The following is a 19,874-nucleotide window of genomic DNA, read 5'->3' as shown; positions in this document are numbered from 1 at the left end:
CAACTTCGCGAGGAAAGGAGGCCACACCATGTTAACCCATCCCATCACCAATAATAACCGGAAGACCACCCATACGTTAGCCCAACCAGATCAGCCGAAACGCACGGATGAATCCATGACACGAACGGAAATGGAATCTTTTCTGAACGATGCGTTGCTCGAGCTGCGTCATGCAGAGCTGGTTACCTTGGACACGCATTGGCGATGGCGTCAGACCGAGCTCCCTCACCATACCTTTGTCTATATGCACAAATTCACGGGCAAACTAGTAGCGAACGGTATCGAATCCCTCGTCACTCGTAAATCTGCCTTCTTGTCTACACCTGGAACTTCTCTGGAGCTTTTCTCTGATGCTGACCATGAGATTGAATTGTATATCATCCATTTCGATCTGTTTCGAGTGGCTGAGAAAACGGAAGAACGGCGATTATATGAGCGAGAGCTTGGTTCACCTGTAACAGGGTGGATTCAGGGTCCTTACTATGGGATACAGCGAATTGCCGCACAATTAACAACTGAAGCTTCACAGACCAGCCTGAAAGTACAGCTGCTTCTGACCGATCTGCTTCATACGCTCTGGCCGCAGGGAGGCCAGTCGGATGCGGAAGAACAGGACGAGCCAGAGCAGTGGCTCAGATCAACCTTGCAGTACATGCGGGAAAACTATATGAACGAAATCAAGCTGGAGAAGCTGGCGGAACTGGCCGGCATGCATCCATCGTATTATTCCCAGCTATTCAAGAGCCGGATGAAGAAAAATCCAATCGAATATATCACTCATTTACGAATGAATCGGGCCAAGGAATTGCTCATGACTTCGGAACTGCGTATTCGTGATATCGCCCGCCAGGTAGGCTATCGGGACGAATTCTATTTCAGCCGCCGCTTCAGGAACCACGCGGGTTATGCGCCAACTTCCTATGCCAAGCAGGTACATCGAAATATCGTCTCACTCTCCTATCCATACACCGATCACCTGATGACGCTTGGCATCACACCATGTGCAGCTCAAATCCAAGGCCATCTGCCCCATGTTCCCCAATCGTTGACCCTGCCATTCCATGCCTATGAACCATGGGAACAGGGACGTCAGGCATTCCTGGATGTGAATCCCGACTTGATTCTGACCAAGGACAATGCAGCCGCTAAAGCGATGGAACATATCGGAGATGTCGCTCCAATCATCACCATCCCCTGGAATGAGACAGACGTGTTCGGTCATTTGCAGAAAATTGCCTCTATTATGGATCGTACTCAAGCGGCAAAGGAGTGGCTGGATTGGCATGAGCGCAAGGCAGAGCGGGCTCGCAAAAAGATCAGGGAAACGGCAGGTGAGGTCACCGTCGCTGTCTGTACCCTGACCGCAAAAGGACCACGCATGTACAGCAACCGCAATTTCGGCCATGTCTTTTACCGCAGTCTGCAACTGGCCGCTCCTGATCGAATTCAGAGAGAACTGGCAGGCAAACCAGCTGGTGTCGGTTTCAACTGGATGTCTTTCACGCCTGGAGACTGGGATGGCTTGGAAGCAGATGTACTCCTGATTGCAGTCACGTCCATGCATGAACGCAACACCCTGTTGCAACATATTACTGCTGATCCGTTGTGGAAAAACTATCCCGCGGTAAAAGCTGGACGTGTGCATGTCATAGACTGGAATTCATGGGTGGTATACGCTCCGTATTCCATCAACATCCAGCTCGATGAAGCGCTCTCCATGTTGACGAACAAACCCGCATTTCTGTAATCTATAAAATGTCCATCTCTATAATCTTAATTTATGCCATGTACGGGCCTGAATTAAGATTTTATAATGTTCACTAATTGATAATGATAATCAATAACAACAGCAAGCGTTGTTGGTAACAAAGGAGTGACCCGCATTCAACATCCGGGACTGTCACAACGTCCGTCCAAATCAAAAAAATCCGCAGTGACGGTTGGCCTGATGTTTTTGGCGGCCATTGCCGCACTGCTGCTTAGTATGTTTGTCGCCATTTCTCTTGGTGCCAAGGGACTAACACTGGAGACCGTATGGACTGCCATATTTCAGTACAACCCGGCTTTGACGCCACATCAGATTATTCACGAGCTGCGGCTGCCACGTGTCATTGCTGCTGCTGTCATTGGCGCAGCCTTTGCTGTAGCCGGGGCGCTCATGCAAGGAATCACACGCAATCCGCTGGCAGACACCGGCATTCTGGGGATCAATGCAGGCGCTACCTTTGTCGTGGCGCTTAGCTTCGCCTTCTGGCCGGGATTGCCTTACGGCTGGATCATGCTCCTCTCATTTGCAGGGGCTGTGCTTGGCACGCTGCTCATTTTCCTGCTGGGTATGGCGGCCCCCGGAGGTCTGACCTCCATGAGGCTTACTGTTGCGGGTGCCGTTATTGCAGCTATGCTGAGTTCGCTCAGCACCGGTGTCGCCATCTATTTTGATCTGAGCCAGGATTTGGCCTTCTGGTATGCGGGTGGTTTCGGGGGAATTGAATGGCGGCATCTGAAGCTGATTCTGCCTGTTCTGCTCGTTACTCTGATGCTCACTTTGCCTATGGCCCGTCGGATATCTCTCATGTCGCTTGGAGAAGAAGTTGCGATTAATCTCGGAATCAACCTCCGCTGGACCAGGCTGTTTGCCTTGACGGCGGTAGTTGTACTGGCTGGCGTATCCGTTTCTGCTGTAGGCTCGATCGGCTTTGTTGGACTGGTCATTCCACATATTTCCCGCAAATTGGTTGGCGTGGATTATCGACTCATCATTCCGATGTCCTCCCTGCTCGGAGCCGTCCTGCTCGTGCTCGCCGATCTGGGATCACGTATTGTGAACCCGCCTCAGGAACTGGCAGTAGGCATTATGGTCGCCTTTGTCGGTGTACCCTTCTTCCTCTATCTGGCCCGGAAAGAAAGGAGGGCTCTGTAGCGATGAACACCAATGCACCTTCAAGAGGCAAACGTTCCATAGCGGTCAGCGTTACACTGCTCTGCATCGCCTGTGCCGTTATCGTGATCAGCCTCAACTCGGGAACAATTCGCCTGTCACCAATAGCTGTGCTTCAAACCCTGCTTGGCTATGGTACGCCGGATGATCAGATTGTATTGTTCGACTATCGGCTGCCACGCATTCTCGTTACTGTACTCGCTGGAGCGGGACTCGGTGTTGCCGGTGCTGCACTGCAAGGCATTACACGCAATCCCTTGGCCGATCCGGGCATCCTCGGTTTGCATGCAGGAGCGGCTTTTGGGTTGATGGTATTTGTAAGCTTCTCCCATTCCATGAATGGCTCGGTTGCCTTGCTGATTCCGTTGTTTGCTTTTGCAGGCAGTGTCGCCGCGGCGTTGATTATTATGCTGCTATCCTATGACCGACATAACGGAGTATCCCCCATTAAGCTTATTCTGGTGGGCATTGCCGTAGCAGCCGGTTTCCATGCCCTGACGCTCTATCTATCCCTGCGTTTGGATGAAGACACCTATTCCTTCGCCGCCCGCTGGCTGGCAGGCAGCGTCTGGGGCAGGGACTGGGTTCATGTTCAGGCACTGCTTCCATGGATTGTACTGTGCATCTCGTACATATGGAGCCGCTCCAAAACGCTGGATGCCTTCAATCTGGGAGATGCTGCCGCGACCAGTATTGGTACACCCGTCAGATCCCAACGTGTGATTTTGCTATTGTGTACAGTAGCCTTATCTGCCGTCAGTGTGTCCATGGCCGGCGGGATCGGATTCATTGGTCTGGCGGCGCCGCATCTGGCCCGCAGACTGGTTGGCCCGATGCATCGCCATCTGATCCCGGCCGCTGGACTCATCGGCATGGTGATCCTGGTCGCCGCCGATACGGTCGGGCGAACGATCTTTCAACCCAATGCCATTCCGGCAGGCGTCGTGGTCGCGGCGATAGGCGCACCTTACTTTTTATACCTGCTGGTACGAACCAAGTAATGGCTTATTTTCAACATAAAAACGACATCCATGAGATGTTCAAGGAGATTGAGATTACACATGTTAAAGAAAAACCTTATGCTCGTCGTGAGCATCTGTCTGGTGCTTGTACTTGCAGCCTGCGGGAACGCCAAGGATTCATCCTCTACGTCGGAAGGTTCTACTACGGACGCTTCGAACGCTGCACAAGACACCCATTCAGCTTCCGGTGAACAACGCATCGCATCCATGTCGATCCATCTGACCAATGACCTGCTGTCTCTCGGCATTACGCCCGTTGGTTCGGTGATCGGCGGGGAAGCCAAAGGTTTCCTGTCCCATGTGGCTGACCGTCTTCAAAATACAACGCCGCTCGGTCCCGTGAAGGACCCGGATATGGAAGCCTTGCTTGCTCTGAAACCGGATGTCATCTATCTGGACGAAGAATTCTCCGGTGATGATATTGCCAAATTCGAAAAAATTGCCCCTGTACACGTCTTCAATCTGGATGATGGCACTTGGCGCGACCATCTGAAAGACATTGGTAAACTGGTGAACCGTGAAAAAGAAGCCGAGCAATACATTCAGGATTATGCGACTGAAACGGAAGAAGTGAAATCCCTGATTCATGATACAATCGGTGATGGCACCGTAATGGCTATCCGTGTTACCGCCAAAGAATTGCGTGTATTCAGTACACGCCGTCCTATGGGTCCGATTTTGTATGAAGATCTGGGGTTGACCCCCGCCAAAGGCATTAAGGAAATCGATTCGTCCAAGCCCTATCAGGTGGTTTCCCGTGAAGTGCTGCCAGACTTTGATGCAGATGCGATCTTCGTTGTTGTGAACTCGGATGATGAAGCCCAGAACATGTTCAAAGAACTGGAAAACAATCCGATCTGGCAAGGACTAAAGGCGGTCAAAGCTGGCCATGTCTATCCTATAGGCGCTCAACCTTGGCTGGATTATTCTTCAATCGGCAATAAAATGGCTATGGATGAAGCCAAAGAAATGTTCTCCAAGAAATAAAATGTTCCTTACGCATAACATATAAAAAAACACCAAAAAACCTCTCTTTGAGGATAGGAACAGAGTCAGCTAACATGCTCTCTCTCCATCCACTCAAAGCAGAGGTTTTTTGTATCCATGCTTGTATCCATACTTGTATTCCTGTAGGTGAAAGTCCGTCGGCATGGTCTAATCACAAGGTACAAACAACAATCTCAACATCCGTTTCGGCAAAAGTATCCTGAATAATGCCCCTCACCTTATCCCACTTCAACCTGTCCAGTCCGCAGCCAATCTGTGGCATAGCCAATTGGTTAAGCCCGTCACTAACGCAGATATCACGCATGGATTCCACCGCACGAGTGAACGACTGATAGGTCGGTTTGTTCGAGAACTTGGCCTTGGTGACCAGATTCAGTGTCCGTCCTACCCGGTAACACTGTCCGATCTCAAGCGGCTCCTGCTGCGCCTGTTCCTGGAGAACCTCCAATCCAAATCGCTGCCGAAACTGCACAGCAATTCCTGCACCCATGCGGGCATCTGCGGAAATACAGTGTGCAAGCGTGTAACTGTCATCCATAGCAAACAAATCCTGCTGTATCTCGCGAAACTTCATACCAGCCCTCTCCCTTACACCTTTTTACTTTTCAAACTTCTCCAATTCACATACCAGCCAAACGTTTCTCAAATGCCTTGAACGTTTTCTGTCCTGCTGTCCGGTCCAATACGGCAAATACGATTCGTTCAAAGGAATACCTGAAGTTCTCTCCCACCAATACATCATGAAAATACGTCGCTACCTTCGCCGGATCATTTCTAAACACTCCACAGCCGAATGCACCTAGTACGATGGTTCGATGTCCATGCAGCGCAGCCACGTCCAGAATATAGCGAATGCGCCCTTTCATGACGGACTCAATCTGCTGCTCATCGGCATCTCCCCGCTCTCTCACCACTCCTGCATTTACAGCAGGCACTGTGATGAATGACGTCAGATAATATTTGCCCAGCAGCCGATCCTCGTCATCACGAATCACCGGAACAGCAGGCGAATAGATCATGTAATCCGAGTACAAACAGGATCTCAGCTTGCGATTGTAATCATACATTTCACTCATTTGGGCGATACATGGATACAGCCCCGTAGCCCGGGCCAAGCTTTCCTCCTGTGCCTGACTGCCTCCCAGGAAGCCGCCGCCAGGGTTTTTCGCTGATGCAAAGTTCAGGCAAACGACATCTTCCCTGTCTTCATCCACAGAAAGGCGTGAAGCTGCTGCGAGTGTAGTCTCGCCCGTAACCTCAATGCGAACGGTTGAAGCTTCGACAGGAGCTTCGGCCAAAGATTGCAATTGTACCACTTCTTTAGCTCTCTTTTCTCGAAGAGCGACAAGCTCCATCGGGCGGTATAATACCGAATCCCGGATCGCTCGCTGTAAATCCGCACCAATCTGAACCCTGCGATCATACCCGTTCACGTATTCTCCTTCTTCCAGGATAGCCAGCGTCTGATGGGCGATACGGGATCGTTTGGAACGTACGCTCGTGTTATTAACGCCTGTTGTTTTACTGTAATTGTTGTTCAGAAAATCGTTCTTACGTTGTTGCTCGTTCATCTTCATCACTTCCTATATTTTCTCTAAGACGGGTGAGGATCTCACCCAGCCAGTTGGTTCCCCGCCATGTTCTTCTATTACGAATGCGCGGGTCTTCTTCCGCCAGTCCAACACCCCAGATGCGGTCATCCGGGCTTGCCTCCACAAGCGTCGTGCCGCGGGTGGCGAGCAGCATGGTCAGCAGTTGTTCATTTTGGGTGAATTTGGCTTCGTTGCCCTCATAGACAATTCGTTTGCACTCCGCTTCCCATACAGTTTGGTCGAATCCTGCGACCTGTCTGCCCAGCTTTTTTTGTACGGAAGCGGAGCTTGCTTTCAGGATCTTATCTGCCGTGATCTGATCGCCGAACAGCAGTGCTTTCTGGTGCATCATATATTGCTCTGCACTCGTGTAGTGAACGCCATTCACGGTAAAATCCGCCTTGTGCCACTGTGAGAACGGAGACGCTGTGCGCCAGAAAAATGTAAACTTCTCCATGGATATCCCCTCCTAACTTGTTGATCCATCATTCGACAGTTGAATGCAATGCTTCGTCTATCTTGAATCACTTTGCCTTTGAATGGTCTTCTTTGCATACATATCAACTTCTACGGAACCAATCTTTCCGGGTTCAGTCTGTATAAGCGGGATGGGCGATGTCCGGCTTTCCCCGTATACTCCCCCGTTTCGATGACCCAATCGGCGATTTTGCGCCGGAAAGCGGCAGCCAGCAGTTTTTTGCCACTGATGGTCTCGTATACTTTCTGAAGAGCGGTCAGCGTGAATGTCTCTGGCATCAAATTAAAAGCAATATCCGTATACTCCACCTTCGCCCGCAGACGTTCCAGCGCGTAATGAATGATCTTTGCATGATCAAAAGCAATTCCTTGAACCTCATTCACCGTGATATTGCTGCTGCGCACTCTGCCTTCCAACGTTTCCTTCGTCTCAATGACAGCCGACAATTGCTCTGTTCCATTGGTCAAAATCAACTGCACCCTGCGCTCCGTCACGCGTCCACGCTCATGGATATGACGTTTCTCCTCCAGAAGCCGCTGTTCCATCCGAAACCAGTCTGCTTCGCTGGCATCATCGCCAGCCTGAAGCTGCAGTTCGCTGCTGTCGACCAGCGCCATGTAGGAACAGCTGATTACACGCGTACGTGGATCACGATGTACATCCCCCCAGGTATACAGCTGCTCCAGATAAATATCATCCAGTCCGGTTTCCGTAAAAAGTTCTCTTCTAGCGGCATCTTCCAATGATTCCTGCATCGAAACAAATCCACCCGGAAGTGCCCACTGCCCCAAATAGGGATGACCACCCCGACGGATTAGCAGCAACTGGAGTTCTGGTTCTGCAAGCTTGCGATAGTTCTCCTGCGTTTCACTTCGTATTGTAAATACCAACATATCCACCGTTACGGAAGGGCGTTCGTATTCGCCTGCGTCATAGGTTTCAAGAAACTGTTGTTCGCTTATATTCACGTGATTCTGATGATCTGATGGATTTTGATCAGAATTACCTGCTTGTGTCATTTCAAAAGGCTCCATTCTGTTATTAACAATATGTTATTAACAATTAGATAATAACAATCTAACATATCGTTCAAGCCTGCGTCAATATTTCCCATCTTCTCGCAAAAATTCATTATGGCCTTCTCACACATCCTTCCTATGGATGTCAAAAAGCACTTGACGATATGTCAAATGAAACTTATCATTTAGTTAGTCGACTAAATAAAAGGATGGAAGCGCTTATGAAATCAACTCGAAATGAACGATTAATGGGCCAATTATCAGAACTCGTCAAGCTACAGCGTTACAAGGTTCATGAGAAGCTTGTTAACCACCCTGAGTTATATCCTGGACAACCGCCGCTGCTGTTCCAGCTTGAACGCGAAGATGGTCAGACCCAGAAACAACTGGCCGAACAGCTTCGCCGAGCCCCAGCAACGGTGACGGTAATGCTGAAACGTATGGAAAGCTCAGGGTTTATACGGCGTGAAGCTGATGCGAAGGATCTGCGCAGTCTGCGAGTCTATCTGACCGATCAGGGCCGTACTGCGCTTAAGGAACTGAAAGAAGTATTCCAGGAGCTTGATCACCAAGCCCAGAAAGATTTTACACCCGAGGAATCGCAGCTGATGTCGGCGCTCGTCCAGCGCATGGTTCAGAATCTGCGAGAATATTAAATGAGGTGTTTCTGTCTGAAAGAATATTTGCAACATGATTATTTCATAACGAATGAGGTGATTTTTCCCATTGTGGACGTTAAAACGATACCTTGCCCCGTATAAGTCAGCGGCCATTCTTGCTCCGCTGCTCATGGTCCTTGAGGTTGCCATGGATCTGCTTCAACCCAAGCTGATGTCCAGCATTGTGGATGATGGTGTTCTTGCAGGGAACCTGTCCCACATCGTGACTACAGGTATATTTATGCTTCTTTTTGCGTTAATCGGATGGATTGGCGGTGCAGGATGTACGCTGTTTTCAAGCAAAGCTGCCGTTGGATATGGCACCGATCTGCGCCAGGAATTGTTTGATCATATCCAGAAGTTCTCGTTCCGTAATCTGGATACCTTCCAGGAGGGTTCGCTGATCACGCGACTGACGAGTGACATTACTCAGATGCAGACCTTTGTACAGATGCTTCTGCGTATGTTTATCCGTTCGCCGATGCTGATTATCGGCAGTATTATTATGGCGTTTACGATCAGTGTCAAACTGGCGCTCATTCTCATTTTGTCCGTGCCGATTCTGTTTATCATTTTATACATCCTGATCTCCGCTTCCTATCCGCTGTTCGCCAGCGTTCAGAACAAGCTCGACAAGGTGAACGCCGTTCTTCAGGAGAATCTTGCCGGCATTCGTGTCGTCAAAGCTTTTGCACGCGCACGGCAGGAGAAGAAGCGTTTCCAGCAAGCCAATGAAGATTATACCCATACGGCAGTGAAAGCCTGGCGCATCGTATCGCTGAATGCACCGGTATTAAGCCTGATGCTGAATGCGACCATTGTAGCGGTGCTGTGGTTTGGAGGTTTTCAGGTGGTCGGAGGCGATATTGCCGCCGGGGATTTGATTGCTTTTATCAACTACGTAACAGTTGTTCTCTCATCACTTACCTCAATCGGCATGATGATGATGAGCTTCTCCCGTGCCAAAGTGTCTGCAACACGCATCAACGAGGTGCTTCACACCCAGCCTGATATCCAATCGGGAGATGATGTGTCTCGTAAAGGAGCAGGTCAGGTGGAATTCAGGGACGTATATTTCCGCTATGATGGAGAACATACCCTCTCCGGAATTACGCTGACGGCTCGGCCGGGAGAAAAAGTGGCCTTGCTCGGCTCTACAGGATCAGGCAAAACCTCACTTGTACAGCTGATCCCCCGCTTGTATGATGCCTCACAGGGTGAAGTGCTCGTGAATGGAGTAAACGTGCGTAACTGGGATCTCCAGGATCTTCGCAGCCGTGTGTCCATCGTATTACAGGAGTCCATCCTGTTCAGTGGCAGCATTCGTGATAATATCCGCTTCGGCAGACCTGATGCAACGGAAGCCGAACTGCGTGCGGCAGCTCAAGCAGCGGCAGCTGATGATTTTATTATGAATTTGAAAGATGGGTATGACACGGAGCTGGGTCAGCGCGGGGTTAATCTCTCGGGTGGACAGAAACAGCGGATTTCTATTGCCCGTGCCCTGCTCATGCAACCGGAGGTTCTGATTCTGGACGACAGCACCAGTGCCGTTGATCTGCGTACCGAAGCAAGCATTCAGAAGGCGCTTCATTCACTAATGAAAAACAGCACCACCTTCCTGATTGCACAACGGATATCTTCCGTGAAGGATGCAGACTGTATTTATGTGCTTGATGAAGGCGAAATTGTGGCAAGTGGTACACATGAGCATCTCATGGCCCATTCGTCACTTTACCAATCCATCTATTATTCGCAGCAGCGGAAGGAGGATGTTCAATTTGGCTAAAAACGCTTCTTCCTCCATCCATCAGACCGTTGTTCCGCCGATTGGAAGACCCGGGCCACCCGGCCGAGGTCCGGTTCCCAAAGTAAGAGCCAAGAATGCCCGGCACGCCATCATTCGGGTGTGGTCATATATGGGCCGTCATCGCAAAGGGGTTATCACTGCTCTGGTACTGACGGCACTTGGGACGTTATTGAATCTGGCGGGACCTTATCTGCTCGGTCGTGCGGTCAATGAGCATATCGTTCCCAAAATGACGGATGGCCTGCTGAAAGACTGTATGTTATTGCTGACCGTATACGTCCTTGGCTCGTTCATGATGTGGGCTCAATCCTATGTCATGATCGGTGTGTCCCAATTGACCGTGAAGGATTTGCGCCATGCTCTGTTTTCACGGCTGCAGCAGCTGCCGATCCACTTTTTTGATAAAAATCAAAGCGGTGATTTGATGAGCCGGGCTACCAATGATATCGATAACGTGTCCACGACGCTTAATCAAAGTGTAACTCAACTGATGTCCAGCGCCATCTTGCTGGTTGGCTCCCTGTCGATTATGCTAGCCCTGGATGTCCGACTGACATTGCTCAGTCTGGTCACGGTTCCCCTGATTACGATCGCCACTCGGCAGATCGCTTCAAGAACACGCAAACATTTTACCGCCCAGCAAAAGTTGCTGGGTGAGCTTAATGGCTACGCTCAGGAAACCATTGCCGGACAAAAGGTGGTTGCCGCCTATAGCCGTCAGGAGCAGGCACAACAACATTTTCAGAATCTGAACGAGAAGCTTCGCACTTCCAGTACCCAGGCTCAGAGTGTATCCGGTCTGGTTGGGCCAACGATGAATGTTATGAACAATATCGGCTTTGCCATACTGGCAGCGGTAGGTGGGTGGATGGCTTATCACGAACTGACGTCCATCGGGCTGATTGTAAGTTTCCTTGCTTATTCCCGCCAGATTGAGCGGCCCATCAATGATTTGGCGAACCAGTACAACCTGATTCAGGCAGCTATTGCAGGTGCTGAACGTGTGTTCCACATTATGGATACACCAAGTGAATACGTGGAAGAACAGAAGAAACAGTTGGAGCAGATTCAAGGTAAAGTGGTATTTGAGGATGTGTCCTTCGGGTATAGCCCTGAGAGAGAAATTCTGAAAAGGGTTAGCTTTACCGCAAAACCGGGCGAGATGATTGCCCTTGTTGGACCGACTGGAGCGGGGAAAACAACCATTATCAACCTGCTGCCCCGTTTTTACGAGATTACGGGCGGACGGATTACCATTGATGGCTGTGACATCTCGAAACTGGAGAAAGACCAGCTAAGGCGCGAACTTGGCATTGTGTTACAGGACGCTTATCTGTTCTCCGGCACCATTCGTGACAATATTGCCTACGGCAAATCGGATGCAACGGATGAACAGATCCAGCAAGCGGCGAAGTTGGCTAATGCCCACTCCTTCATCCGCAAGTTATCGCAGGGTTATGATACTCCGATTATTTCCGGTGGCAGCAATCTGAGTCAGGGACAGCGACAACTGTTAACCATCGCTCGTGCCATTCTCGCTGACCCTGCGATTCTTATTCTGGATGAAGCGACCAGCAGCATTGATACACGCACCGAAATGCAGATTCAGGAAGCGATGCGCACTTTGATGAAGGATCGCACCAGCTTCGTCATTGCCCACAGGCTAAGCACAATCCGTGAGGCTGATCAGATTCTGGTCATCGATGACGGGAAGATTGCCGAACGTGGCAGCCATGATGAGTTGATGCAGCAGCAAGGTTTCTATTATCAGTTGCATCAGGGACTACAAAATTAACCTGTCCCGCCCTTGAAAACAAGACGAAAACGCCGCATTAGGTTCCGTTTTATTCCGGACCTTTGCGGCGTTTTCATTTTATCGCTTCATTCGTACAATTCCGCGTGTAGATTTATTTAAAAATTTCAATGTGTGTTCCTTAAATTCAGAAGGAGGTAAGTTGTTTATTTCTTCAATAGATTGATCGAGAGTTCGCTTTTGGCGAAATAAAATGGTATTAATCTTTTTTATCGTGCTTATTTCTTCATTTGAGAATCCATTTCTTCTTAGACCAACGGTATTAATACCATGTATGTACGAACGCGGACCATCTGCTAAAGAATATGGAACAATATCTTGTGAAACTTTACTTCCCGCTCCAATCATTGCAAACCTTCCTATGTTACATGATTGGTGTACACCAGAACCACAACCAAAAGTGATATAGTCTTCAACAATAACATGTCCGCCAATTTGCACATTATTAACGATGACATTATGATCTCCCATCACTACATCATGTGCGATATGTGCATAATTCATAATAAAGTTGTTACTCCCTACTCTCGTGAAACCATCTCCTTTTGATGTGCCTTTACATATGGTGACATACTCTCTTACGGTATTATTATCTCCAATGATAAGATATGTTTTTTCGCCTTGGTAACTTTTATCTTGTGGGTCTGAACCGATAATGGCACCATGTGAAATATAGTTATTCTCCCCCAATATTGTGTTTGCTCCTATGATTGCGTGACTTCCAATCCTACACCCGTTACCTATTTTTGAATTTTCTTCAATGATACTGAAAGGTCCGACTTCAACATTGTTCCCCATTACTGCGGTAGGATGAATAATGGCTGATTGATGTATCATTTAGCACCTTCCCTTGTTTTGGAAAGTTCATCAAGTTTTTCATTTAGTTTTTTTATCGTTTTGGGGAGTCTGGAAAGTGCAGCCGATTCTCGTAGTTGTCTCTTATGTGAACGAGCTGTATATCCCGAAACCATAGAGTTCTCAGGCATGTTTTTAGTAACCATGGTTCTAGCTAAAACAACGCTGTTGTGTCCAATGGTGATATTATTAATAACCGCACTTCCACCAGCCATTATGACGTTATTACCAATTTTTGATGAGTCTCTTCTAAAAACAATACCTGAGTTTGGTTGTGCAGCATGCAGAGTTATCTGTGACAAATTCCCACTATGTATAGCAATGCCGTCTAATGTAAAACTATTACGAATCGTTGTTTGGTACATACATTCCCTCCATGTGAATTGAATATTATTCTACTAAAATAATGGAACAGCCCAACTGGATTATCGTTTAACTCAACAAACAGCCCCACCCCCTTTGACATCATTCGCACATCCAGATCCTATTTACATGTATTATATCGATTATGATTAGCTGATGCTGTCGATATTTGGAGGTTTAACGAATACCGAAAAGCAGCATAACAAGAAACCTTAGCACGTCATCCGAGCTAAGGTTTTTATACGAACCATTTTTCGTTTTTTTACGTCTACTTGACGGGGCAGTTCAGCCTCTATGTCTGTTGAAATTATACCCCCATAGGCAGAAAAAGGGTGAATGTCGAACCAATCCCCACTTCACTCTGAACGGTAATTTTCCCATGATGATCCTGAGCGATTTTCTGACAGAGTGCCAGCCCGAGTCCGGTCCCTTCTTCCTTGGTTGTATAAAATGGATTAAAGATCGTTGCCAGTGAATTCTCCGGAATGCCGCTGCCTGTATCGGTAATGGAGATCAGCGCTTGGTCCCCATCTTGCAACAGATCAATATGTACCTCGCCGGGATCTGCCATCGCTTCAAAAGCATTACGGATCAGGTTAATCAGAACCTGAACGATCTTGTCACGATCCATGTTGACCACAACTGGCTCACCAGTCATTTTAAGTGTAATCTGGTGCCCTCGCGATGCTGCATCCGATTCGGTTAACGACATGACTCGTTCAAGACAATGTCCCACACCTTCGGGCTTCATGTGATTGGCTTGCGGTTTGGAGAACTGTAAAAACTCGGCTGTCAGATCCGTTACCCGCGTTACCTCACCCATAATGACTTCATACCATGGAGCGATATTAAATGCCTGTCCTCGTGATAACTGTAGAAATCCTCGAATGGCAGTCAGTGGATTGCGGATTTCATGAGCCATGCCAGCCGCCAGCTCACCTACAGCCCGGAGTCTTTCCGAACGGAAGACCTCCTCTTCATTTTTTAGCCATTTGCTGCGCTGCTGCTGGAACAGCCTGTCCTCCGAGAGGGTAATAAATTGCTGCAAGGTCTCAGACATTCCCGGATATAGGGAAATAATGTAGTTTACCTGCAGCCCCTTTAACTCCCCGGTCAACAGTGACGCCATGCGCTCTTCAATATCTTGTATTTCAGGCAGAACCACAGCATACCGATCCCCCGCATATCGGGAAACCCCATACGCATCTGCAAATTGTTTCGATACACTCTCGCCTGCGGCTTTGATCACTTGACTCCAGTTATCTTCAACCTCTTTGTCAAATCCGTTGAAATTCTGAATGTTCAAGATAATCAGCAAAAAGGATCGTTGCTCGTCCGCCGTTTTCTTCAGTACATTCATATATCCCTCGTAATTCAGTAACCCGGTGAGCGGGTCGTGGATCGTAAGATAACGATTTTTTTCCCGCAGTCTTCGTTTCTCTGCCTCGCTGTTAATCAAGGCATGATACAAGAAGATAAAGACAATTACTGCCAACATGTCAAACATGAACACCAGCAAATTATATGTATCTATCGTCACATACGAGAGTCGAATCACGGTATATTCAAACACCATCAACATTGAAAGGGGTAACGTCTGCGTTACACGCTGTTTATCCTGAATCATCGACATAATGAGCAGGTAATACAACATATTGCACCAGTTCAGTTCACTGAAATAATGGAATATGCCGAGAAAGATCCAATGGATATAGCGCAGTACAGGATACCGTTTTTCCCCGTATATACTTGCTACAAATAACACACCAGCACATATCATTAACGCAAGATGGGGAGTAAGCCCTAGAAAATAAGAGGACAGGATAACCAGCAGACATCCCAGCGGGAAAATAACCATTTTCATCGTGTAACTCAGCAAACAGCCTCGCCCCCTTTGACAATACGCACATCTAAGATCCTATTTACATGTATTATATCGATTATGATTAGCTGATGTTGTCGATTATTGGAGGATCGCCAAATTCACATGAATGTATAAGTTTATAAATAAAGTAGGACAAACGGTTTATAGGAAAAAGGAGAATGCGAAATATCCTCCAATTCATGATCCGATTGTGATACAATGCATTTAATGGATTTATTTAGGATATCACCTTGGTTATGGAGGGGAAATAGTTGATACAACAAAGAAAACCGTTGGGCGTCGGGACCCTCTCTCTGCTTGTGCTTGCTATGGGGTTTGCTTTTAATTTTTCTTGGGGCACTGAAAAGGTACAGATCAGCCACTACTTGTTTAATCTACTGGATTTGCCGATCTATAGCAATGGTCATCAAGGATTTCATATTCCCTTTATGGCAGCTGTCATCTTTTGGTTATCTTCCGTTTTGATCGCACGCAAATATCATTCTCACTATGGTACAAAAGTGGCCTACAAGGTCGGTGGTTTCATGCTGATCCTTAGCGTGATGATCTTTCCACTTTACGGTGTAATATGGGTCATATTCCATTAAAAAAGCATGACACACACAAAGCCAGCCCCCTGTCATTCCAGAGTGCTGGCTTTGTTTTACCTCTATAAAAGAGATCGAAAGGTATTACTGCAATCGGCGCGGCACGGTGTAACCTTTTACTAATCAGCTTATATACCCTTCTATTTTTTCGCCATATACTTGCGGATATCAAAAGCCACCGCAGCCACAATAATCAATCCTTTAATAATGAGCTGCCAGTAAGGACTTACACCGATAAAGGTCAGACCATAGTTGATGACTCCAAAAATCAGCACCCCTGCCATAACACCCGGCACCGTACCAATCCCACCCGCAGTGGAGACGCCCCCCACTACGCAGGCCGCAATAGCATCCAGCTCATACATGTTGCCGTAATTGTTCGTTGCCCCTCCCGTACGTGCGGCTTCCAGCACACCGCCCAGTCCATACAGTGCACCTGCGATGGCATACAACGCAATCAGGTTGCGTGCTACATGAATACCGGACACATGCGCAGCCTGAATGTTGCCACCGATGGCATACATGTTCTTCCCAAGGCGGGTCTTGTTGAAGACGACCCAGCAGATCAGCGCAACCGCTATGGCAATCAATACGATATACGGAATGGAATAACCACCGCCAAGATCAATGTAACCAGATCCAATAACGGTAAAATCAGGTCTCAGTCCACCAATCGGCTGGGACTGATTCGGCTCCGTATCAAAATAAATCGAGTTCAGACCATATACCGCAACCATGGTGCCCAGCGTCGCAATAAAGGGTGGAACATGTAATTTGGCTACAATGATGCCGTTGACGAGACCCACTGCCAGGCCCGCGATGATCCCGATGACGATCGGTAATCCCACCCATAAATGTGGCAGATCAGGAAAGAACCGATTGGCATATTCGTCGATTTGCAGCATGGATGCGGATACAACAGCCGTTAGCCCAACGACCCGCCCTGCCGACAAATCGACCCCGCCCGTTACCAGGATAAACGCCGCCCCCAGCGCAATGATGGCCCGTGTGGAGGACTGCTGTAATATATCCCGAAGTGTAGAGAAAGCAAGAAAGTGCGGATCGGCAATAGCAATGCCAATGACCAGCAGGATCAGCACAATAAAGATTGCGCGCTGCGCCACATACTGCTTCACCTGATTGATAACTTGTGTATTCATGTGTTCCCTCCTGACTAAGCCATCCGCTGCTGTGCGGCCAGCCTCATGATATCCTGCTCTGTTGCCTCGGCTCCGTCCACAATTCCGGTGAGCCGTCCTTCGCTCATGACCATAATTCGATCCGACATGCCCAGCAGTTCGGGCATCTCCGAGCTGATCATAATAATGCTTTTGCCCTGGCGGGCCAGTTCCGTAATAATGGTGTAGATTTCAAATTTGGCGCCCACATCAATCCCACGTGTCGGTTCATCGAGCAGTAGAATTTCAGGGTCAGTCAACAACCATCGAGCCAGAAGCACCTTCTGTTGATTACCACCGGAAAGGTTGCGAATTAGCTTGTTAACTGAAGGCGTTTTAGTTCTGAACTTCTGAGTTTGCTCGCGTGCCTCGTCTCGGCCTTTTTTCTCATCCAGCAGACCGATTCGATTCCGGTAACGTCCGAGACTCGCTATAATCGTATTTTCATACACAGACAACACTGGAAAGATTCCTGTGACTCTCCGCTCTTCGGTCAGCAAGGCAATGTTATGACGCTTTGCTGCGGCAGGTGACTTGATCTTTACCTTGCGTCCATGGATCGAGATCGTCCCTGAAGCAAGTCCTCGTAAGCCAAACAGTGACTCGATTAATTCTGTCCGCTGTGCCCCAACCAGGCCGCCGATGCCAAGCACTTCACCTTTCCTCAAATCAAATGTCACGTCACGGAACGAATTCGGCTGGCTGGAGGTTAAGCCTTCTGCCTTCAAAATCACTTCTCCAGGTACGTTCGTCCGTTCCGGGAACCGTTCATCCAGATCACGTCCAACCATGCGGGTAATGATCAGATCGGTCGTTAAATCGGCAGCATCCCAGGTACCCACCACAAAACCATCCCGCATAATCGTGACTTCATCCGAGATCGTCAGAATTTCCTCCATTTTGTGCGAAATGTAGATAATAGACACCCCGCGACTGCGCAGCTGATTAATAATGGCGAAGAGCTGGTCCACTTCCTTGCCCGTGAGCGAGGATGTTGGCTCATCCATCACGATGACTTTGGATTGAAAAGAGACCGCTTTGGCGATTTCCATCGACTGTATTTTGGAAACGGATAACGTTCCCGCCTGAGCCTTCGGATCAATGTCCAGATTCAGATCCTTGAACAAGGCTAGTGTATCGGCGTACATTCGTTTCTCATCCACCAACAGCCCCCTCATCGGAAACCGTCCCAGCCAGATGTTCTCCATCACCGGACGGTGTGGCACCGGATTCAGTTCCTGATGAATCATCGATATGCCATGCTGAAGCGCCGCTTTCGAACTCGGAATCTCCACCTCATTGCCGTCAATCCGAATCGTCCCTTCGTCCGGGCGATACATACCGAATAGACATTTCATCAGCGTGGATTTGCCCGCTCCGTTCTCTCCCATCAGTGCATGAACCGTGCCCGTCTTTACCTTCAATGTGACCTGACTCAGTGCCTGCACACCTGGAAATGCTTTGGATATTCCGTCCATCTCCAGCAGGTAAGGTGATTCCATCTTTCATCCTCCCCTTCCGTAAACCCGGCAAAAAAAGGACGCCATCTCATGAAGGACGTCCCTGTTTGCTGCTGTTATTGGGCGTCGGCAATGTTGTCTTTCGTAATTTTTTTGTAAGCAATCCAGACGTACTTGCCATCCGTAATGTCATAACCCGTGTTTTCCTTCGTTGGCGTCTCACCTTTCGCAAGTACGGAAGCGAGTGCAACCGTTGCTGCGCCCTGGTTCTTGGCATCATTCAACACCGTGCCCAGCATCGTTCCGTCCTGAAGGGCCTGAATGGCCGGAGCCGTTGCATCCACGCCGACAACAGGCATTGTTTTGCCGTCTTTGAAGTATCCGGCTGCTTTCAACGCTTCAATGGCTCCAAGTGCCATGTCATCGTTGTTAGCCAATACCGCTTCAATTTTGTCTCCGTGGGAGGCAAGGAACGCCTGCATTTTCTCCTGGCCTTTGACCCGATCCCACATCGCCGTGTCTTCCGCCAGCGCTTCCACTTCAATACCGGCATCCTGGATGGCCTGTACGGAATATTTAGTCCGCAGCTCAGCATCCTGGTGGCCCGGCTCGCCTTTCAGCATGACGTATTGCAGCTTACCATCACCGTTTTTATCTGCTTCCGGGTGGGCCTTCCAGTAGTCCACAATGAGCTGACCGGAGATCGTGCCGGACTCTTCCGCCTTGGCTCCAACGTAATACACTTTATCCCACTTGTTCATGTCTTCAGCAACCGGCTCACGGTTCAGAAAGACAACTGGAATGCTGGCCGCTTTGGCTTTGTCAATAATGACTCCTGCAGCGGTCCGGTCAACCGGATTCACGGCCATTGCGTTGTATTTCTTGGATACAAACAGATCGACTTTCTCATTCTGAGTCGGCTGTGCGTTCTGGCTATCCACGATATCGAGTGTGGCTTTGCCTTCCGCTGCTGCCGTCATTGCATTCCGTACACCCGTCATGAACGTGTCATCAAACTTATAGATCGCCACGCCAATCTTCGGCGTTTCCGTTCCTGCGGCCGTCTGACCTCCTGTATCTGTTCCTGTACTTCCGCCTGCGCTGTCTCCGCCACTGCTGCACCCCGCCGCCGCAACCATACACGCTGTAAGCAACAATGTCATCCACGTTTTCTTCATATCCTAATGACCTCCCCCAAGTTCATTCG

The 19,874-nt window shown here is 48.8% G+C and carries 18 protein-coding genes; 8 read left to right on the top strand and 10 right to left on the bottom strand.

Annotation, left to right across the window (positions count from 1 at the left end):
• Positions 1–28 precede the first annotated feature (28 nt).
• From JNUCC31_RS20850 to JNUCC31_RS20835, 4 genes are all read left to right on the top strand, one after another.
• Positions 29–1,747, top strand: a complete 1,719-nt coding sequence (locus JNUCC31_RS20850; RefSeq protein WP_192264298.1) for a helix-turn-helix domain-containing protein — start codon at positions 29–31, stop codon at positions 1,745–1,747.
• Positions 1,748–1,948: 201 nt separating this feature from the next.
• Positions 1,949–2,920 (top strand): FecCD family ABC transporter permease, encoded by a 972-nt coding sequence (locus tag JNUCC31_RS20845; RefSeq protein WP_192273193.1) that lies wholly within the window; start codon positions 1,949–1,951, stop codon positions 2,918–2,920.
• A 2-nt stretch (positions 2,921–2,922) separates the two neighbouring features.
• Positions 2,923–3,939, top strand: a complete 1,017-nt coding sequence (locus JNUCC31_RS20840) for a FecCD family ABC transporter permease (protein WP_192264295.1) — start codon at positions 2,923–2,925, stop codon at positions 3,937–3,939.
• 60 nt (positions 3,940–3,999) lie between these two features.
• Complete coding sequence (locus JNUCC31_RS20835; protein WP_192264291.1) at positions 4,000–4,947, top strand: iron-hydroxamate ABC transporter substrate-binding protein; 948 nt, start codon at positions 4,000–4,002, stop codon at positions 4,945–4,947.
• A 172-nt stretch (positions 4,948–5,119) separates the two neighbouring features.
• Here JNUCC31_RS20835 and JNUCC31_RS20830 read toward each other — a convergent pair whose 3' ends face one another.
• The 4 genes from JNUCC31_RS20830 to JNUCC31_RS20815 form a co-directional block, all read right to left on the bottom strand.
• Positions 5,120–5,542, bottom strand: coding sequence for a macro domain-containing protein (locus tag JNUCC31_RS20830; protein WP_192264288.1), 423 nt, complete (start codon positions 5,540–5,542; stop codon positions 5,120–5,122).
• Between the two features lie 46 nt (positions 5,543–5,588).
• A complete protein-coding gene (locus JNUCC31_RS20825; protein ID WP_192264285.1) occupies positions 5,589–6,539 on the bottom strand; it encodes a TIGR02452 family protein in 951 nt (316 codons plus the stop codon).
• Positions 6,520–7,017, bottom strand: a complete 498-nt coding sequence (gene ybiA, locus JNUCC31_RS20820) for a riboflavin biosynthesis intermediates N-glycosidase (protein WP_192264281.1) — start codon at positions 7,015–7,017, stop codon at positions 6,520–6,522. The genes JNUCC31_RS20825 and ybiA overlap by 20 nt, the downstream gene beginning before the upstream one ends.
• A 110-nt stretch (positions 7,018–7,127) precedes the next feature.
• On the bottom strand, positions 7,128–8,057 hold the full coding sequence (locus JNUCC31_RS20815) for an NUDIX hydrolase (RefSeq protein ID WP_192264278.1): 930 nt from the start codon (positions 8,055–8,057) through the stop codon (positions 7,128–7,130).
• Positions 8,058–8,278: 221 nt separating this feature from the next.
• Between JNUCC31_RS20815 and JNUCC31_RS20810 the strand changes: the two genes are divergently transcribed.
• The 3 genes from JNUCC31_RS20810 (at position 8,279) to JNUCC31_RS20800 (ending at position 12,321) form a co-directional block, all read left to right on the top strand.
• On the top strand, positions 8,279–8,713 hold the full coding sequence (locus tag JNUCC31_RS20810; RefSeq protein ID WP_192264275.1) for a MarR family winged helix-turn-helix transcriptional regulator: 435 nt from the start codon (positions 8,279–8,281) through the stop codon (positions 8,711–8,713).
• A 70-nt stretch (positions 8,714–8,783) separates the two neighbouring features.
• The gene (locus JNUCC31_RS20805; protein WP_192264272.1) at positions 8,784–10,505 is read left to right on the top strand and encodes an ABC transporter ATP-binding protein; all 1,722 of its coding nucleotides are present in this window, start codon (positions 8,784–8,786) and stop codon (positions 10,503–10,505) included.
• Positions 10,489–12,321: an ABC transporter ATP-binding protein gene (locus JNUCC31_RS20800; RefSeq protein WP_192273191.1), complete on the top strand. Its 1,833-nt coding sequence runs from the start codon at positions 10,489–10,491 to the stop codon at positions 12,319–12,321. Before JNUCC31_RS20805 ends, JNUCC31_RS20800 begins: the two co-directional genes overlap by 17 nt.
• A 78-nt stretch (positions 12,322–12,399) precedes the next feature.
• On the opposite strand, the gene lpxA is transcribed toward JNUCC31_RS20800, so the two are convergent.
• The 3 genes from lpxA to JNUCC31_RS20785 all read right to left on the bottom strand — a co-directional run bounded on the left by lpxA (position 12,400) and on the right by JNUCC31_RS20785 (position 15,421).
• The gene (lpxA, locus tag JNUCC31_RS20795; protein WP_192264268.1) at positions 12,400–13,176 is read right to left on the bottom strand and encodes an acyl-ACP--UDP-N-acetylglucosamine O-acyltransferase; all 777 of its coding nucleotides are present in this window, start codon (positions 13,174–13,176) and stop codon (positions 12,400–12,402) included.
• Positions 13,173–13,559, bottom strand: a complete 387-nt coding sequence (locus JNUCC31_RS20790) for a UDP-3-O-acyl-N-acetylglucosamine deacetylase (protein WP_192264263.1) — start codon at positions 13,557–13,559, stop codon at positions 13,173–13,175. Before JNUCC31_RS20790 ends, lpxA begins: the two co-directional genes overlap by 4 nt.
• A 305-nt stretch (positions 13,560–13,864) precedes the next feature.
• Complete coding sequence (locus JNUCC31_RS20785) at positions 13,865–15,421, bottom strand: ATP-binding protein (RefSeq protein ID WP_228469147.1); 1,557 nt, start codon at positions 15,419–15,421, stop codon at positions 13,865–13,867.
• A gap of 272 nt (positions 15,422–15,693) precedes the next feature.
• Between JNUCC31_RS20785 and JNUCC31_RS20780 the strand changes: the two genes are divergently transcribed.
• A complete protein-coding gene (locus tag JNUCC31_RS20780) occupies positions 15,694–16,029 on the top strand; it encodes a hypothetical protein (protein WP_192264260.1) in 336 nt (111 codons plus the stop codon).
• 140 nt (positions 16,030–16,169) lie between these two features.
• Here JNUCC31_RS20780 and mglC read toward each other — a convergent pair whose 3' ends face one another.
• The 3 genes from mglC to JNUCC31_RS20765 form a co-directional block, all read right to left on the bottom strand.
• The gene (gene mglC, locus JNUCC31_RS20775; RefSeq protein WP_062320794.1) at positions 16,170–17,189 is read right to left on the bottom strand and encodes a galactose/methyl galactoside ABC transporter permease MglC; all 1,020 of its coding nucleotides are present in this window, start codon (positions 17,187–17,189) and stop codon (positions 16,170–16,172) included.
• Positions 17,190–17,203: 14 nt separating this feature from the next.
• Positions 17,204–18,709 carry a sugar ABC transporter ATP-binding protein gene (locus JNUCC31_RS20770; RefSeq protein ID WP_192264257.1) on the bottom strand — a complete coding sequence of 502 codons (1,506 nt, stop codon included), beginning with the start codon at positions 18,707–18,709 and terminating at the stop codon, positions 17,204–17,206.
• 74 nt (positions 18,710–18,783) lie between these two features.
• The gene (locus JNUCC31_RS20765) at positions 18,784–19,845 is read right to left on the bottom strand and encodes a galactose ABC transporter substrate-binding protein (RefSeq protein ID WP_076290272.1); all 1,062 of its coding nucleotides are present in this window, start codon (positions 19,843–19,845) and stop codon (positions 18,784–18,786) included.
• Positions 19,846–19,874: the final 29 nt, after the last annotated feature.

This window comes from Paenibacillus sp. JNUCC-31 (assembly GCF_014844075.1).
GTDB lineage: Bacteria > Bacillota > Bacilli > Paenibacillales > Paenibacillaceae > Paenibacillus.
This window is presented reverse-complemented; position numbering and strand designations above follow the sequence as displayed.

Excerpts from the sequence above, each read along its gene's own strand:
- JNUCC31_RS20850 (WP_192264298.1), top strand. The coding sequence starts at position 29 with ATGTTAACCCATCCCATCACCAATAATAACCGGAAGACCACCCATACG.
- JNUCC31_RS20845 (WP_192273193.1), top strand. The coding sequence starts at position 1,949 with ATGTTTTTGGCGGCCATTGCCGCACTGCTGCTTAGTATGTTTGTCGCC.
- JNUCC31_RS20840 (WP_192264295.1), top strand. The coding sequence starts at position 2,923 with ATGAACACCAATGCACCTTCAAGAGGCAAACGTTCCATAGCGGTCAGC.
- JNUCC31_RS20835 (WP_192264291.1), top strand. The coding sequence starts at position 4,000 with ATGTTAAAGAAAAACCTTATGCTCGTCGTGAGCATCTGTCTGGTGCTT.
- JNUCC31_RS20830 (WP_192264288.1), bottom strand. The coding sequence starts at position 5,542 with ATGAAGTTTCGCGAGATACAGCAGGATTTGTTTGCTATGGATGACAGT.
- JNUCC31_RS20825 (WP_192264285.1), bottom strand. The coding sequence starts at position 6,539 with ATGAACGAGCAACAACGTAAGAACGATTTTCTGAACAACAATTACAGT.
- ybiA (WP_192264281.1), bottom strand. The coding sequence starts at position 7,017 with ATGGAGAAGTTTACATTTTTCTGGCGCACAGCGTCTCCGTTCTCACAG.
- JNUCC31_RS20815 (WP_192264278.1), bottom strand. The coding sequence starts at position 8,057 with ATGACACAAGCAGGTAATTCTGATCAAAATCCATCAGATCATCAGAAT.
- JNUCC31_RS20810 (WP_192264275.1), top strand. The coding sequence starts at position 8,279 with ATGAAATCAACTCGAAATGAACGATTAATGGGCCAATTATCAGAACTC.
- JNUCC31_RS20800 (WP_192273191.1), top strand. The coding sequence starts at position 10,489 with ATGTTCAATTTGGCTAAAAACGCTTCTTCCTCCATCCATCAGACCGTT.
- lpxA (WP_192264268.1), bottom strand. The coding sequence starts at position 13,176 with ATGATACATCAATCAGCCATTATTCATCCTACCGCAGTAATGGGGAAC.
- JNUCC31_RS20790 (WP_192264263.1), bottom strand. The coding sequence starts at position 13,559 with ATGTACCAAACAACGATTCGTAATAGTTTTACATTAGACGGCATTGCT.
- JNUCC31_RS20785 (WP_228469147.1), bottom strand. The coding sequence starts at position 15,421 with ATGAAAATGGTTATTTTCCCGCTGGGATGTCTGCTGGTTATCCTGTCC.
- mglC (WP_062320794.1), bottom strand. The coding sequence starts at position 17,189 with ATGAATACACAAGTTATCAATCAGGTGAAGCAGTATGTGGCGCAGCGC.
- JNUCC31_RS20770 (WP_192264257.1), bottom strand. The coding sequence starts at position 18,709 with ATGGAATCACCTTACCTGCTGGAGATGGACGGAATATCCAAAGCATTT.
- JNUCC31_RS20765 (WP_076290272.1), bottom strand. The coding sequence starts at position 19,845 with ATGAAGAAAACGTGGATGACATTGTTGCTTACAGCGTGTATGGTTGCG.